The organism is Parafilimonas terrae, from assembly GCF_900115755.1.
In the GTDB taxonomy this organism is placed as follows: domain Bacteria; phylum Bacteroidota; class Bacteroidia; order Chitinophagales; family Chitinophagaceae; genus Parafilimonas; species Parafilimonas terrae.
Window position 1 is genome coordinate 179139 of the sequence record NZ_FOXQ01000003.1, and the last position, 17084, is coordinate 196222.

Consider the following 17084-nt stretch of genomic DNA (forward strand, 5'->3'; position numbering starts at 1 on the left):
TATCATTCCAATGAAACTTACAAAGAATATCTCATTAATACTGCTGATGCTTGCCATGACAACATTCATGTTTGTCTCTTGCAAGAAAGATTCATCTTCAGGCGCCACACCCGTAGTGAATTATATAAGGATCACTAGTCCGGCATCTTCTGACTCCCTGCTCGCAGGCGCGGGCCAGGGCCAGCTTATTGCCATTGTTGGTGATAATTTGCAGAATGCAAGAGAAGTTTGGTTTAACAATCAACAGGCCAGGCTAACACCTACATACATCAGCAAAACCAGCATATTGGCTTCTGTTCCCAGCAATATACCCGATTCTATTACAAACACAATAACCATAATCTTCAAAAACGGTTACAGGCTTGAATATCCTTTCGAGGTGCAAATAAGCAAGCCGTATATAAACAGTATGGTTTGCGAATTTGTAAACGAAGGTAATGTAGCAACCGTTTTGGGCAACTACTTTTACGAGCCGCTCACGGTTACTTTTACCGGCGGTGCTACTGCCGAGCTTGTATCTGTTGAAGACGACCAGCTACAATTTAAAGTTCCCGCAAATGCTCAGCCCGGCCCCATAACCATTACCACCAATTTCGGGGAAACCAAATCTGATTTCTGGTTCAGGGATACAAGGAATATTTTTATTGGCAGCGACCCTTTTGAAGGCTGGAATAATGCATCGCTTGTAGTAACAAACCCCGGGCCGGGTGACCCGCCTAAAATTAACGGCAACTATTTCAGGATAAAGGGCGCAATTGGCGCCTGGAGCTGGAATGAGCTTGCCGATGGCGATGCCGGTTCCATGCCAAGCTACAGTAAAAATATTCCGGACGATGCCATTCTTCATCCTGAAAAATATTATCTCAAGTTTGAGATAAATACCATGAAGCCTTATAACAACAGTATGATAACCATTAATGCCGGAGGCCAGGTAGTGCAGGATACAAAAGGCTACAAATGGGCGCCGCCTTATGACAGCAAAGGTGCATGGCAAACGGTGGTTATTCCTTATGATGAAGTTGTAGCAACCTATTCTGTGGCGCCTGTTGTAAATCCAAACGGATACTGGGCCATGGTATTGCTGCAAGGCCCCGGCGACCTGGATGCCGATATGAGTTTTGACAACTTCAGGGTTGTTCCAAAAATTGACCAATAATATTCAATCAATTCTAACTACATATAAGATGAAAATAATTTATAACGTGCGCTTGCTTTTATTGATTGCTGTTATGGCAACTGCGTCTTTTTACGCATGTAAAAAAGATACAGCCGATAAAACATCGGGCGAAACTGTTTTGCTGAGCTTTGGCCCAACCGGCGCACAACCCGGCGATACTATTCGCTTTTACGGTAATAATCTTGACAAGGTTACCCAGATAGATTTCACCAATGCAAGCGTTGCAGGCAGCGATTTTGTTTCACAAACAAAAACAGAAATACATGTAATTGTGCCTGCGGAAACAGAGAAAGGCTACGTTACTTTAAAAACGCCATCCGGCGACATCACGTCAAAAACGCAATTCAATATTGGCGTGGCCGCTGTGGTTTCTTCCATCACAAACATGGCGCGCCCCGGTGAAAATATATCAATCAAAGGTGATTATCTTAACTGGGTTACCAGCGTAACATTCAACAATGGTAAAGTGGTTACCGATTTTGTAAGCCAAAACAAAACGGAGCTGCAGGTAACCGTTCCGGTGGATGCACAAACGGGTACGCTGGTACTGGCTTACGGCGGCACAGATTCAAGCACAATTGAAACAGCAGATACTTTGCATGTAACATTGCCAATAGTAACAGCTCTTTCGCCCAATCCCATAAAGCATGCAGATGAATTAACGATTACCGGAACCGATCTTGATCTTGCTACAGCACTTCAATTTGCCGGTTCAGCAGAATCTATTACATCGTTTGTAAGCCAGACAGCAACACAAATAAAAGTAAAGGTTCCTGCCGATGCAGTAAGTGGTAATATTATACTAACCGCAGCATCCGGCATAAAAACAACTTCAGCGGAATGGCTTAATATTTTGATGCCAACATTTGCAACCATTTCGCCAAACCCCGCCGATGCTAAAAAAGACATTACGATTACCGGAACTAACCTTGACCTGGTAACAGCAGTAGCGTTTACGGGCATTACCAACCTTGTTACAACTTTTACAAGCCAAAGCCCAACCAAGCTGGTTGTTACCGTGCCCGACGGCACTTTAAAAGGAAAGCTTGTTTTATCGGTGCTTAATTCAACACTTAAAGTAACGTCTGATGAGGTACTCGATATAAATGGCGGCCTTCCGCCGTTGGCCGATTTTCCCTTAGCCATTTACACAGATGAGTTTGATAATGGTTTTCAAAACTGGAGCTGGGCTGCAAATGATGCCGCCAGCACAGAGCTAGTGCGCCAGGGTGATAAATCAATAAAAGCTACTTACGATGCAGGTAACGGCTATCAAGGCATTACTTTTCATAGTGGCGCAGATGTTATAACAGGTAGCTATAGCAAGTTTGAAGTGTCTATGTATGGCGGCGCAGGAACAGGTGGTAAGAAAATGAGTATTGTTATCAATGGCAATTACGGCGCGCCTTACCAGGTAACTTTAACTGAAGGAGAATGGACAACCTATGACATTGATTTATCAGCATTAGGAAGTCCAAACCCTTTAACGGAAATAGTGCTGCAATCTGCCGGATGGGGCGGAGTGGTTTATATTGACCATGTTGGCTTAAGATAAAAAATGAATAAAAAAGCAATATATCTTACGGTGTTTCCGCTTTGCTTTATGCTGATAACGCAATGCGTACATGCACAAAAGCAAACTGCTTTGCCCTGCGATAAAAACGCAACGCCTGAAACCATCAATCTTTACAACAACCTAAAAAGGGTGTTGGATAAAGGAATTATGCTGGGCCACCAGGATGATGGCGCTTATGGTGTGGGCTGGAAATATGAGGCAGGCAGAAGTGATGTAAAAGATGTTACCGGCGATTATCCTGCGGTGGTTGGGTATGAATTGGGAAGGCTGGAATTAGATCATGCGGTGAATTTAGACAGCGTGCCTTTTGATAAAATGCGTGGCTTTATACAGGATGCTTATAAACATGGAAGTGTTATAACTATAAGCTGGCATTTGAATAATCCGTTGACGGGCAAAACAGCCTGGGACCCGGCGCCGGGAACGGTTGCCTCCGTTTTGCCAGGCGGTTCAGCAAATGCTTTGTATAATTCATGGTTAGATAAAGTGGCGGCATTTTTTGAAAGTTTAAGGGGAGATAAAGGTGAACACATCCCCGTCATCTTCCGCCCGTTTCATGAATTGAATGGAAGCTGGTTTTGGTGGGGCGGAAAAAATTGCACATCGGATGAGATCAAACAATTATACCAATACACAGAAAAGTATTTGCGCGATGTGAAAGGCCTGCATCATTTATTGTATGCTTTTAATCCCGATAAATTTTATTCGGCAGATGAATTTTTAGAAAGGTATCCCGGCGATGATTTTGTTGATGTGATTGGCTTTGATATTTACCAGCGCGGCAGCAATGCTGAGTTTAGGAAAGATGCAGGCAATATGTTTTCAATGCTTGACAGCATTGCATCGGTGCACAATAAAATTCCGGCGCTTACAGAGTTTGGTTATGGCGGCCTGCCCGACGCAACATGGTTTACATCAACATTATTACCGGTATTAAAAAAGCACAAAGTTTCTTATGTGCTTGCATGGCGCAACGCAGGCGCAAAACATGATGGCAGCACTGAATTTTATTTGCCCTATAAAGGCCATGCATCAGCAGCAGATTTTATTAAGTTTTGTGATGATGAGAGAATATGGCTGCAACGCGATGCAGCAAGGGAAAAACTATATGAACAGTAATGATTTTTTGCCTTTTCAAGAATGGGTTTTGGGCAAAATGTTCTAAATAAAACAAGCAGAAAAGCCTGCAGTTTCCACTCCGGGCTTTTAAATGATTGATTGAGTGTATGAGCAGGAAACCGTAGCTGCCATAAATTATGCAGCACAAGGGAGTGACACAACCGTGACGCCATCCGCTCATTAGCTGGCAACATAAAAATCAAACAATCTTTTGAAAAAAGATATTTGAAAATGAGACAAAAAATGAAACCTCAAATTATTACGAACATTAAAACACCTCTTCAGGGCTCGTCCCGACAAACCGGGAGGATGGGCGCATGAAGTTACAACCGATAGACTACGCCGTGATTGTTATGTACCTCGTAACAATGCTTTTTCTCGGCTGGTTTTTGCGCAAAAAAGCAAGGCAAAACAAGGAGAGCTATTTGCTGGGCGGCAAGCGCCTGCCCTGGTATTTACTGGGGCTGAGTGATGCGTCTGATATGTTCGATATAAGCGGCACCATGTGGATGGTGGCGCTGTGTTTTGTATATGGCATGAAGAGTATATGGATACCCTGGCTGTGGCCCGTGTTTAACCAGGTGTTTAATATGATGTACCTCTCAAAATGGCTGCGCCGTTCTAATGCCAATACCGGCGCAGAATGGCTGGCTTCGCGTTTTGGGCTGGAAGGCAAAGGCGTGAAAGGTTCGCACACTATTATTGTGGCTTTTGCATTAATCGGCTGCCTTGGTTTTATGGCTTATGGTTTTATAGGCCTTGGCAAATTCATTGAAATTTTTGTGCCGTGGAATATGGTGCAGCCGCATATTCCTTTCACTGTGGCGCCTGAATATGTGGCGCATTTTTACGGCATTATCTTCACTTTGTTTGCCGTGTTTTATTCAGTGCTGGGCGGCATGCACAGCATTGTTTTAGGTGACCTGATCAAGTATATTATTATGACGGTGGGCTGCATTGCCGTTGCGGTAATCGCCATGCAGCATTTACAGGGCGATGCATCAAAACTGAATGTGCCTGAAGGATGGGGCAACCCTTTCTTTGGATGGCATTTAAATATGGATTGGGGCAAATACATTGCTGCAGCCAATCAAAAAATTGCAGATGATGGGTTTGATCTTTTTGGTTTCTTTTTTATGATGATGTTGTTTAAAGGCGTATTTGCAGCGCTTGCAGGGCCTGCACCTAATTACGACATGCAGAAAATACTTTCTTCCAAATCGCCCAAAGAAGCATCGAAGATGACGGGCTTTGTTTCTATCATTTTATTGCCCATACGTTATTCAATGGTGATTGGATTAACGGTGCTCGGGTTGTTATATTTCGACCAGCTTAACCTAAGCAATGGCAGCGGCGGTATTGATTTTGAAAGGGTGTTGCCGGGCGCAATCAACAGCTTTTTGCCCGTGGGTATTTTAGGCATTGTATTAACAGGTTTGCTTGGTGCATTTATGGGCACTTTCTCAGGCACCTTAAATGCAGCGCAGGCTTACATTGTAAACGACATCTACCTTAAATACATTAACCCAAATGCATCCAATAAAAAAACAATTTTAGTAAGTTATGCATCGGGCGTGGTAGTGGTGGCAACAGGTGTTATACTCGGTTTCTTTACCAAAGATGTAAACAGCATTCTGCAATGGATTGTATCCGGTTTATATGGCGGTTATATTGCTGCCAATGTTTTAAAATGGTATTGGTGGCGCTTTAATGCCAACGGTTTTTTCTGGGGCATGCTGGCAGGCACTGCAGGCGCATTAATCTTTTCTGAAATTTTTTCCGGCATTGAGTTCCTGTATTTCTTCCCGGTGCTGTTTTTAATATCGCTTGCAGGTTGCATTATCGGCACATATACGGCACCAGCAACAGAAACATCAACATTAAAAAAATTTTACAGCACCGTAAAACCCTGGGGCTTTTGGAAGCCGGTGCATGCATTGGTAGTGGCAGACAACCCAGGTTTTATTCCTAACAAAAGGTTTAAGCTGGACATGTTTAACGTGGTGTTGGGCATTATAGCGCAATGCTGTTTAACCATTCTGCCCATGTATGTTGTGCTGTGGATGAAACTGCCTTTATTAATAACGATAGTAATTCTTATTATAATAATATTTATTCTTAAAAAAACATGGTGGAATAAACTTGAAGATTAAAGCAACAGCCCGATATAAAACATGCACACATGAAAAAGTTTGATGAGCGTTTACAGCAGCTTGAAAAGGAATACACACAACTATTACAGCAAAAAAATGAGCCGCTTGCCGAAGCCGAAAGCAATGGCGTTTTCAGCCGGTACAGGCTTCCCGTTTTAACGGCAAAACATACGCCTTTATTCTGGCGGTACGACCTGAATGAAACAACCAACCCGTTTTTAATGGAACGCTTCAGCATAAATTCTGTTTTAAATGCAGGCGCTATAAAATGGGATGGAAAATATTTGCTGATGCCGCGTGTGGAAAGCAGCGACCGGAAATCTTTTTTTGCTATTGCAGAAAGTGCGAATGGTATTGATAATTTCAGGTTTTGGAATGAGCCTGTTGTGATACCCGAAACTGATAATCCCGATACCAATATTTACGATATACGTTTGGTGCAGCATGAAGACGGATGGATATATGGATTGTTTTGTACGGAAAGAAAAGATCCGGATGCACCTGCCGGCGATCAAAGTGCGGCCATTGCGCAATGCGGTATTGCACGCACCAAAGATTTAAAAATATGGGAACGCCTGCCCGACCTTAAAACAAAATCGCCGCAGCAAAGAAATGTTGTGCTGCACCCTGAATTTGTAAATGGAAAATATGCTTTTTATACACGCCCGCAGGATGGTTTTATTGAAGCAGGCAGCGGCGGCGGCGTTGGTTTTGGATTAAGCGATACAATAGATGGCGCTGAAGTGAATGAAGAAATAATTGTTGACCCGAAAATATATCATACCGTCAATGAATCAAAAAATGGATGGGGGCCTGCGCCAATTAAAACGGAATATGGATGGCTGCACCTGGCGCATGGCGTGCGCAATACTGCAGCCGGTTTACGTTATGTGCTGTATATGTTCATGACCGATTTATATGATCTTGCCAGGATCATATACAAACCTGCCGGTTATTTTATGGCGCCGGAAAAAGATGAACGCATTGGCGACGTTTCAAATGTTGTATTCAGCAATGGCTGGATTGCCGATGAAGATGGTAAAGTATTTATTTATTATGCATCATCCGATACAAGAATGCATGTTGCAGTTTCAACGGTAGAACAATTGCTCGATTATGTAATGCATACGCCGGAAGATGGCTTGCGTTCTGCCACAACGGTTGAAAGGTTAATGAACATAATTGATAAGAATAAAACGTATGTAAAAGATCACAGGCTACAGCTTACTGAACAGTAAAACAGAAGTTGGATAATTTGCGCACAGCCTGCGAGGGTAAGTGTTAGAAATATTAAACCTGATGAATAAATCATGTATCTATATTTTAAAACCTTGGCAGAAAAGTAGTTTTAAAATATAGCAAGGTTAGAATGCTTTATGGTGAAAACATCACTTAATAATTCCCCTCTAAATTTTTAGCAGCACAACAGGTTATAAAGAATAATTTAGCGCTTCAACTTTCAAAGCATTATTGCTGCCATTGTAACGAATAATTATCATCATGAAAAAACTATTTGTATTTACGCTTATTGCTTTTGCATGTATTTCAGACACCTCAGCCCAATTAAAATTGCCTGCTTTTTTTAGCGACAGCATGGTATTGCAGCAAAATACCAATGCGCCTGTTTGGGGCTGGGCCAAAGCTGGTGAAAAAGTAACAGTAAGCGGAAGCTGGCCTGGCAAAACGGTACAGGCCGTTGCAGACAATTCGGGAAAATGGATGGTAAAACTGCCAACGCCAAAAGCAGGCGGCCCTTACGATGTAACTATTAAATCAACCGAAACAAAAACATTGCATGGCGTATTGATTGGTGAGGTATGGATATGTTCCGGGCAATCAAATATGGAAATGCCCGTGCAAGGCTGGTCTGGCGCACCCGTTAATAATTCAGCCACAGAAATAGCCGAAGCAAATTATCCTTCCATACGTTTATTCACAGTTGAAAAAAACATTGCCTTTTCACCGCAACAGGATGTAAAGGGCGCATGGTCTTCCTGCTCGCCCGCATCTGCAGGTTCATTCAGTGCAACCGCCTATTTTTTTGGGCGCGAATTATATAAGCACTTACATATTCCTATCGGTTTAATACATACAAGCTGGGGCGGCACCATTGCTGAAGCCTGGACGAGCGAAGCTTCTTTAAGAACTATGGGAGATTTTAACAGCGGGCTTGATGTGGTTAATAAAATGGCTGCAAGCTTTAAAGAAATGCGGGTTAAAGACAGCCTGAACACCATAGCCTGGCAGCAGGCGCTGGCCGCCAATAATAATAGCTATGCAGATGATGTCGCTGATACAAGCTGGCATACTATGGCATTGCCTACAACCTGGGAAGACAAAGGCCTGGATATTGATGGCATCGTTTGGTTTAAACGCACTGTAGATATACCGGCAGCATGGCAGGGCAAAACATTAAAATTAGAACTTGGGCCAATAGATGATAACGATATTACTTTTTTAAATGGCAGTGTTGTTGACAGCACAATGCAGGATGGAATGTGGATGAAAGAACGTAATTATACAGTGCCGGCCAATCTTGTAAAAGCAGGCAAAAATACACTTGCCGTTAAAGTAATTGACAATGCTGGTGGCGGCGGTATTTATGGCAAACCCGGTCAATTAAAATTATACGCGGAGGGCGGTAATGATACCATTAATTTATCAGGCAACTGGATGTATAAGGTGGCAACGGTGAAACCGCCGGTTGCATCAAACTCTAATCCAAACCAGCCTTCGGTTTTATACAATGGCATGCTTGCCCCGCTGGTGCCCTTTGCCATAAAAGGCGCTATATGGTACCAGGGCGAATCGAATGTGGGCAGGGCAAAACAATACAGCAAATTGTTTCCTTTAATGATAAGCGACTGGCGCAAACATTTTAACGAGCCTGGCTTTCCTTTCTATTTTGTACAGATTGCGCCTTACAAATATGGCGGCGACAGTACGCAGGCCGCCGGTTTAAGAGATGCACAACGCAGAACATTAACAGCATTGCCTAATACAGGTATGGCCGTTACGATGGACATTGGCGAAACAAACAACATTCATCCGGCAGATAAGCAGGATGTGGGCAAACGTTTATCGCTTTGGGCTTTAAATAAAACTTACGGCGATAAAGGCATTATTTATTCAGGGCCTTTATATAAAAGTTTTAAAACAGAAGGCAATAAGATTATTGTTTCTTTCAATAATACAGACGGCGGCTTAACAAGCAGCAACAAGCCCTTAAAAGATTTTGAATTACAGGATGCAGACGGAACATGGAAACCTGCAACTGCGAGCATTGAAGGTAATACAGTGGTTGTAACAAGTGATGCGGTGGCCAAACCTGCCGGTGTGCGGTATGCGTATTATTCCTATGCAGAAGGATCACTGTTTAATGGCAAAGGTTTACCGGCCTCATCGTTTACTTCTGAAGAGTTGAAGTGATGTTTTGTTATTCTTCGGTCGGCCCGCGATAGCGGTCTGACCGATTTAGCCAGCTATCTTTTCCAGGCGCTTTAAGCCGATATTAAAATTAAAGTTGGTGTGAGTGATGCCAATGCTGTCGGGTGTACCATTCTTATAATCAAGCATCTGAATTTTTACAACAGCCTTTCTTTTTGATGCCCTTTCGAGGCGGATAAGTTCATTACAACCCGCATCAGTTATATAATAATTAAACCCTTTTTCCTGCGGAAATGTGTAATAGTTATACGCTGAATCAATATCTTTTCTCACATAACCATTTTGCAGGCTGTAAGGCTGCATCATCACCATTTCAAAATCTTTTCGCAGCGTTGTAATAACGGCTTTCTTATCCATCTCATCAATAATATAATACACTTTAAAATTGCCGTTGGGTGCAAAACCAAAATCAAAAAATTTAAATCCTGCTTCGCTGGAAAAAACAATGCGCGTACTGCTGTCAGGCATTGCTTTTATCAATAACAAACCACTTAAATGTTTGCCAATAACATTCACCTGTGTATAATATAAAACATTTGAAAAATCAGGTTTGAATTTATCAAGGCAATGCACATCGCCTGCTGTGGTTTGCAAATGTTTGTAAGAAGATGAGCAGGCAGAAAAAACAAACAATAAACTAATGAGTAAATAACGCATCAGGCAGGCTGGTATTTATTTCTTTATTGATGAAATGCATGGTAGTGTTATCGCCTGAAGTTTCATTCATCACAATTGTGTTAACTGAATAATCCGTTTTATCCGTAATAATATCAATATGCTTAAATAATTGCTGCAGATTTTTGGCAACGGGGGTAAGTTCTATTAAATAAGCGGCTTTGCTTTCAAAAACATTCACTTTAAAATCGGCATTTGAAAAAGCAGTACCACGCACACAATCCACCACTACCCTGTTTACCTGCTGAAAAAGTTTATTAGAACCGGCGGAGATTTTATTTTCTTTTTGTCCATCTTTTATATAAATATTATTGTTGTTCAGTATCATTAAATACTGAAATGGCTGCGTGTATTCCATACGCACTTTACTCTCTTTCTTAAACCAGAATTTGCCTTTTGAAATTATTTTATCAGACAGCATGGAAAGATTTTTTTCCTGCGTAAAATCAGCTTTTATAGAATTTATTTTTTGCGAAGCAGCTGCAAACCGGCTTTTAAAAACATCAATATCTTTTACAGCATTATAACCGGCATGCTGCGCCTGCACGGCACAACATGCACAGGCAAACACCACTGTAAGAAATAATTTATTCATACGCATCTATATCAAGCAATTTATCTAATCTCACAATATTGAAACCTTTTTGCCGCAGGTGTTGTATAAATATTGGCAAAATATTTAGAGTTGCCTGGCAGCTATCATGAAACAAAAAAACATCGCCGGGTTTTACAGAGCGGGTTATACGTTTTAATAATGTTTGTTCATCTTTAATCATGGTATCGTAAGAGCGCATGCTCCACCCAACTGTTGTATAATGTCCTGCAACAATGGCTTTTTTTACATTAGGATTTATAACGCCATAAGGCGGCCTGAAGAACCGCGGTTTACGGCCTGTAACATTTTTAATAATATTGTCTGTAGCAGTAAGTTCAGCGCTGATTTTTGCAGATGAAAAAAGATCGAACCATTTATCGTGTGTATAACTGTGATTGCCGATAATATGGCCTTCATTATATACCTGTTTTAATAAATCTTCATTCGCTTCAATATGTTTGCCGATGCAGAAAAAAGCCGCTTCAATATTATGCGTTTTTAATACCTGCAAAACCTGCGGCGTATAATTTTTAAGCGGGCCATCATCAAAAGTTAAAGCAATTTCTTTCCTGCTGGTATTTGCCTTACAAACAGTTTGTATAAAGAAATTGGAATTGATAAAATAGCACCCGTAAAATAGCACCAGCGAATACAGGAAAAATAATATAGCAATACCCCAGTAAGTAAAATTATAATTAATGCATAGCCATAAACAACCGGCGAATAATAACCCAAAAACAATATTTGTATTCCTGAAGTTCAACATGCACCTGCGAGCAATAAAGAATGATAAGTATGGAGATAATGATTATAAATTAATATCTTTTTTACATCGCGGTTAATAATTTGATTACATAAAAACTGCGCTGCCCCTGCATCTTTTACAAGCTTCAATGCCAGCCATAAAGCAAACGATGATGAAGTTGGATATTCCCCGCAAAGATGTTTATAGTTTATAGTTTGCTTGTCTGTAAAAATATTTTTATCAAGCATATCATAAACAGCATCATTTTTCTTATCTCCATTTCTTCCGGCAATAATCAAATCAATATCGTTGATAGATAAATGATGCGCAGCGAGAAATTGGTTTATTTTATTTTCTACCTCTTCATCCGGAACATCAAGAAAAGTTTCTATACCATTAAGCTTTGCAATATTTTTTTCACCCTGCACGTTGCTTAAAAGAAAAAAGCATGCGCCTTCGCCGGCAACAGTGCCTTTGGATGTATAGTTGTAAAAACCATTGTCACCTGCTTGTTTCTTATACAAACCAAACCGTTCAAGTATGGCATGACTTGCAGGAGTAATTTCATCTGCTGCACCAACCAGCACCTCATTCATTTCATCTTCTTTCAACAACAGTGCCCCATCCAATAAAGCGCTTTCAAAAGAATGCCCGCTTTGCACAAACGTATTATTATAATTATGGCATTGCAACAGCAAAGCAATCTGCGCACCAACCGTATTGTGTGTTGACTGGATAAAGGCTGTTGGCGTAAGCATCTCTTCCTTATAATCAATTATACGTTTCAGGAAAATTTCCGTATCCTGCAAACATCCGTAGGCAGTGCCCATAACAATGCCGCCGGGTATTTCAACATTCGCCTGCTGCAAACATTTTAATGCTGCAGCCGTTCCCATTTTTATAATGCGGCTCATGCGCCTGATAAGTTTTGCATCAATCAGCTCATCATAATCAGGCTCCATGCAAACAAAACGGTTGCCGGATGGTTTTATAACTGATTGCGAAAAACCTTCATTAAAAACAGATTGCGGAGATATACCGGCTACAGCGTTTATATAAATGTTTGCTTCTTCCATTTGTAATAAACGCTTTAGATTTTTGAAAAAATAAGGGATGAACAATTACCGCCAAAACCAAATGAATTGGATAAAACATGATTTACTTCAACACCTTTGGCGAATGTAGTTTCAGGCATAAAAGGCAGCTCTTTCATTTGCGTTGTAAAACGCAGGTTGGGGTAAATAAAACCGCGTTGTATAGCCAGCATGGAAAACACGGCTTCAATACCGCCGCTGGCGCCGAGCGTATGGCCGGTAAAAGATTTAGTAGAACTCATTTTTGGATAATGCGGATCAAAGATTTCTTTAATTGCCGTACCTTCTGAAACATCATTATTTTTTGTGCCGGTACCATGCAGGTTGATGTAATCAATAGCTGATGGCTGCAAACCGCTTTTCTGCAAAGCGCCTTTCATTGCGAGAAACGATCCTGTTCCTGATGGCGAAGAAGCTGTTTGATGATAAGCATCGTTGGCATTGCAATAACCGCTTAAAGTGCAAACAGGCTGCGCATTTAAAACCTGTAAAGCTTTTTCAGAAAGCATTACAATATAACCTGCACCTTCACCCAGGTTCAACCCCTTCCGGTTCTCATCGAATGGCTTGCAGGCTTCGTTATCCAATATCATCAAACTATTAAACCCATTAAGCGTAAATCGTGTCAAGGCATCGGCGCCACCTGCAACCACCACATCGAGTATATTATTTTTTATAAGCCTGGCGCCAAAAAAAATAGCGTTGGCAGATGAAGAACAGGCAGTGCTTACAGTAGTAATAAAATCTTTAATACCGAGAGCATTCGCCATAATTTTTGTGGCGCTGCCACATTCATGATTTATTACGTTTCGTAACCTTCCCGCTGTATTATCTTTTAAAAACAATGCATAAAAATCTTCGGTTTTATCCATGCCGCCAACAGAATTGGCAGATAGTAAACCTGCACGCAAACCATTGAAATTTCTGATGCCCGCATTATGCAATGTTTCCCTGGCAGCGATGGTTCCAAGCAAGGCAGTGCGTGTTATGTTTGCAGGAAGCTGCGCCCATTCAGCAAGTATTTTATTGCTTGCTTTTACTTCTGCAACGGGCAATGTTTTTTTGTGAACAGAAGTAAGCTGCTGCATTTCACCAATGCCCGCATTGCTGTTTTCAAGTGCGGCAATACATTGGGCAATATTGTTGCCAATAGCCGAAATAATGCCGGCGCCGGCAATATATACTTTACTGCCCGTTTGCATTTCCGGGCTGATGTTTAAGAATATAATCTGCCATAGTACTTACCGATGCAAATACTTTCGGGCCATCCTCCGGGTTTGCCAGCTTCACTTTATATTCCTGTTGCAATAAAACAATCAGCTCCAAAGCATCTATGGAATCGAGGCCGAGGCCTTCCACAAAAAGCGGCTGGTCATTGCCAATATCTTCAGGGTTGATTTTCTTTAAATTAAATTGTGCAACAATCTGTTTTTTCAGATTTTCCATTAACTGCGCTTTTTCCATCCTCATTTATATTAGTTAAATTTTGGGGGCAAGATAAAATTTGTTTACTGTTTTACAGAAACTGAATACAGGGTCTGGGGAAATACGGGTTTCAACTGTACTGTTTAACTATTTTACCTGGCTACGGGGTAAAAAATTCCAGCAATTGGTTGTGGTCCCGCCAGGACTTTAACCTAATTTATTTCGTTTTGTCATTTTTTATAAAACACCTCTGAAATTATTAATTACAAAGGGTTTTCTTTATTCCGTTTATCGCCGAATTAAAAATAAATAAAGTTTTAGTGTCCGTTTTAGTGTCCTCTGATGTACATTTGGTATATAAATTCAAAGTGTATGCCTCGCAGTAGTTCTGTAAACTATTACCTTGATTCAGTAGACAACGAGGGCAAGAGTTTAATCTTCCTTCAATATGTTTATTCAGGCCAAAAGCTCAAGCTGTTTTTTGGACAAAGAGTGAAGCCTGGAAACTGGAACAAGGCAAAACAACGTGTAAAGAATAATAAGGAAACGACCGCAGATGGAAAGTTTGCACTGAACAATTTACTTGACAGCCTGGCAAAAGAATGCGAAAGGGCTTATAACGTTGAAATGAAGAGTGGAATACCGGCGCCGGCAACCCTCAAACAATACCTCCAGAACTTTCTTTACCAAAATCATAATGACGATGATCCTGATAAACCAACACTGTTTTCTTTATTGGAAAGGTTTATCTCCGGAGAAATTAAATCTGCAGGCAAGGATAAAAGCGCTAACACTATAAAGACTTATAGAACGCTGCAAGGCCATTTACTGGAATACCAGCAAGTGAAAAAAGAGAAAATTGATTTTGATATTGTAACGCTCGATTTTTATTACAAGTTTGTTTCATTCCTCCGCAACAGGGAAAATCATAAATCAGAAATTTTAAGATCTCGGACCGGCGCCAACAGAAGCAAGCGGGTAGCTGACTTAAACGACAACTCTATTTCAAAGGATATTAAGATACTAAAGCTTATAATGGGTGAAGCAGTTGATTTGGGCTATACAAACAATTTGCAGTTTAAGCTTAAAAAGTTTGCTGTTACCTGGAAAGAAAGTGATGCAGTGTATTTACCTGAAAAAGAAATAATCAAGCTTTATAAAACCAAGTTTGAAAACAAGAGATTGGAACAGGTCCGGGATTTATTTGTGTTTGGGTGCTTTGTAGGGCTGCGGTTTTCCGATTACAATGATATTAAACCGGAAAACATTGTGCAAATAGATGGGGATTATTTTATTAAAATGGAAACCAAAAAAACAAAGGAGCTTGTTATTATTCCTTGTAACCCGGTTGTGCTTGACATCTTCAATAAATACCGCAGCAATCACAACAGGTTACCAAAATCGCTGTCAAATCAAAAATTCAATGATTATATCAAGGAGGCCTGCAAGCTGGCAGGAATGGCAGAAAAAGGCCGTTTATCCACTTCTCCGGATTTGGAGCTTTGGCAATGTGTTTCATCCCATACGGCCCGCCGCAGCTTTGCAACCAACTATTACCTCGAAGGTTTTCCTACCATTGATTTAATGAAGATCACCGGGCACAAAACAGAGAAAGCATTTTTGAAATATATCCGCGTTACCAAACTTGATACAGCCAAACGATTAAGTCAGCATATAAAAAAGAACTGGAGTGAAAAGATGCTGCGGATCGCCTAAAATTTACAAGGCCGCAAATTGCGACCTTAGATCAATAAAACATTAAAAACAAATGGCAGATAATAGTGCACCACAGAATAATGAAATAATTTTTTATGCCACTCCTGAAGGCAATATCAAAGTTGATGTTTTGTATAACGATGAAACTTTTTGGCTTACACAGAAAAAGATGGCTGAATTGTTTGGGGTTGACGTAAGAACAGTAAATGAACATCTGCAGAATATCTATAATTCCGCTGAACTCGAAAGGGAAGCAACTATCCGGAAAATCCGGATAGTTCAAAAAGAAGGAAGCCGGGATGTTGCCCGGGATGTTGATTTCTATAACCTCGATGCCATTATTGCCGTTGGTTACCGCGTAAACAGCTACCAGGCTACACAGTTCCGAATATGGGCTACTAAAACGCTGCGGGAATTTATTATAAAAGGTTTTGTACTGGATGATGAACGATTGAAGCAAGGCAAACGCTTTGGTAAAGACTACTTTGATGAACTGCTGGAACGCATCCGGGAAATACGGGCAAGTGAAAGGCGCTTTTACCTGAAGATTACCGACATATACGAGCAATGCAGCATAGATTATAACAAGGATGCTGAAATAACACAGAAGTTCTTTAAAACTGTTCAGAATAAGCTGCATTGGGCAATCACTGGTAAAACCGCAGCCGAGCTTATAGCAGAAAGGGCAAGCGCCGGTAAGCCTAATATGGGCCTGCAAACATGGAAGAATGCGCCGGCCGGTAAAATATTAAAAATTGATGTTGGTACCGCCAAAAACTATCTTATTGAAAAAGAAATTAAGGAACTGGAAAGGATTGTTTCTATGTACCTGGATTATGCGGAAAACCAGGCTGCAAGGCAAATACCTATGAAGATGGTTGATTGGGTTGCCCGGTTAGATGCCTTCCTGCAGTTTAATGAATACCAGGTTTTACAGGATGCCGGTAAGGTCAGCCATGAGGTGGCGGTAAGGCTTGCAGAAAAAGAATATGAAAAATTCAGGGTGGTTCAGGATCAGCATTTTGAAAGTGATTTTGATAAAGCCGTTAAGAAGCTGAAAGGTAAAAAGAAGTGAATATGAGGTTTTAGTTTGAAACTTCAAAGATGTGTACAAATGGAATGAGCGGGATAGAATTGGTTTTAAAAAGTAAATTGAATAAACCAGCATAAAAGTAATAGCATGGATATAATTGCGGTTACAATACTTTCTTTAGATGATTGGCAAAGCAGATTTCTATTTATAACAACCAAGCTGTGATTAAAATGATTTATCAAATTCAATTTTGTAATTCCAAATTTGCACCATACCCGGTCACACGAAACCGAATTTCCAAAACGCGACACCTACCCCCTAAATGTAAT

General features: G+C 40.8%; 14 protein-coding genes. 8 read left to right on the forward strand and 6 right to left on the reverse strand.

Features of this window, described 5'->3' with window-relative positions; all coding sequences use genetic code 11:
* Positions 1 to 10: 10 nt before the first annotated feature.
* The 6 genes from BM015_RS07120 to BM015_RS07145 all read left to right on the forward strand — a co-directional run bounded on the left by BM015_RS07120 (position 11) and on the right by BM015_RS07145 (position 9454).
* Entirely contained in the window at positions 11 to 1156 is a 1146-nt protein-coding gene (locus BM015_RS07120; RefSeq protein ID WP_090656679.1) for a glycan-binding surface protein, read from the forward strand.
* Positions 1157 to 1184: 28 nt separating this feature from the next.
* Positions 1185 to 2732 carry an IPT/TIG domain-containing protein gene (locus BM015_RS07125; protein WP_090656682.1) on the forward strand — a complete coding sequence of 516 codons (1548 nt, stop codon included), beginning with the start codon at positions 1185 to 1187 and terminating at the stop codon, positions 2730 to 2732.
* 3 nt (positions 2733 to 2735) lie between these two features.
* Complete coding sequence (locus BM015_RS07130) at positions 2736 to 3872, forward strand: glycoside hydrolase family 26 protein (protein WP_245751276.1); 1137 nt, start codon at positions 2736 to 2738, stop codon at positions 3870 to 3872.
* Between the two features lie 317 nt (positions 3873 to 4189).
* Positions 4190 to 6025 (forward strand): sodium:solute symporter family protein, encoded by a 1836-nt coding sequence (locus tag BM015_RS07135; protein WP_090656684.1) that lies wholly within the window; start codon positions 4190 to 4192, stop codon positions 6023 to 6025.
* A 29-nt stretch (positions 6026 to 6054) separates the two neighbouring features.
* Positions 6055 to 7263 carry a glycoside hydrolase family 130 protein gene (locus BM015_RS07140; RefSeq protein WP_090656687.1) on the forward strand — a complete coding sequence of 403 codons (1209 nt, stop codon included), beginning with the start codon at positions 6055 to 6057 and terminating at the stop codon, positions 7261 to 7263.
* A 262-nt stretch (positions 7264 to 7525) separates the two neighbouring features.
* Positions 7526 to 9454, forward strand: coding sequence for a sialate O-acetylesterase (locus BM015_RS07145; RefSeq protein ID WP_090656690.1), 1929 nt, complete (start codon positions 7526 to 7528; stop codon positions 9452 to 9454).
* 45 nt (positions 9455 to 9499) lie between these two features.
* On the opposite strand, the gene BM015_RS07150 is transcribed toward BM015_RS07145, so the two are convergent.
* The 6 genes from BM015_RS07150 to BM015_RS07175 are packed head-to-tail and all read right to left on the reverse strand — an operon-like array spanning position 9500 to position 14051.
* A complete protein-coding gene (locus BM015_RS07150) occupies positions 9500 to 10129 on the reverse strand; it encodes a flexirubin biosynthesis protein LolB2 (RefSeq protein WP_090656693.1) in 630 nt (209 codons plus the stop codon).
* On the reverse strand, positions 10110 to 10742 hold the full coding sequence (locus tag BM015_RS07155) for a flexirubin biosynthesis/transport protein LolA2 (RefSeq protein ID WP_090656697.1): 633 nt from the start codon (positions 10740 to 10742) through the stop codon (positions 10110 to 10112). Before BM015_RS07155 ends, BM015_RS07150 begins: the two co-directional genes overlap by 20 nt.
* Positions 10735 to 11508, reverse strand: coding sequence for a polysaccharide deacetylase family protein (locus BM015_RS07160; protein ID WP_090656700.1), 774 nt, complete (start codon positions 11506 to 11508; stop codon positions 10735 to 10737). Before BM015_RS07160 ends, BM015_RS07155 begins: the two co-directional genes overlap by 8 nt.
* Positions 11502 to 12563 carry a beta-ketoacyl synthase chain length factor gene (locus tag BM015_RS07165; protein WP_090656703.1) on the reverse strand — a complete coding sequence of 354 codons (1062 nt, stop codon included), beginning with the start codon at positions 12561 to 12563 and terminating at the stop codon, positions 11502 to 11504. Before BM015_RS07165 ends, BM015_RS07160 begins: the two co-directional genes overlap by 7 nt.
* Positions 12564 to 12577: 14 nt before the next feature.
* A complete protein-coding gene (locus BM015_RS07170; protein WP_090656706.1) occupies positions 12578 to 13783 on the reverse strand; it encodes a beta-ketoacyl-[acyl-carrier-protein] synthase family protein in 1206 nt (401 codons plus the stop codon).
* Positions 13767 to 14051, reverse strand: coding sequence for a phosphopantetheine-binding protein (locus BM015_RS07175; protein WP_245751278.1), 285 nt, complete (start codon positions 14049 to 14051; stop codon positions 13767 to 13769). Before BM015_RS07175 ends, BM015_RS07170 begins: the two co-directional genes overlap by 17 nt.
* 327 nt (positions 14052 to 14378) lie before the next feature.
* On the opposite strand from BM015_RS07175, the gene BM015_RS07180 reads away from it, so the two are divergent.
* Complete coding sequence (locus tag BM015_RS07180) at positions 14379 to 15722, forward strand: site-specific integrase (RefSeq protein ID WP_177191838.1); 1344 nt, start codon at positions 14379 to 14381, stop codon at positions 15720 to 15722.
* Positions 15723 to 15774: 52 nt separating this feature from the next.
* Complete coding sequence (locus BM015_RS07185; RefSeq protein WP_090656717.1) at positions 15775 to 16797, forward strand: virulence RhuM family protein; 1023 nt, start codon at positions 15775 to 15777, stop codon at positions 16795 to 16797.
* Positions 16798 to 17084: the final 287 nt, after the last annotated feature.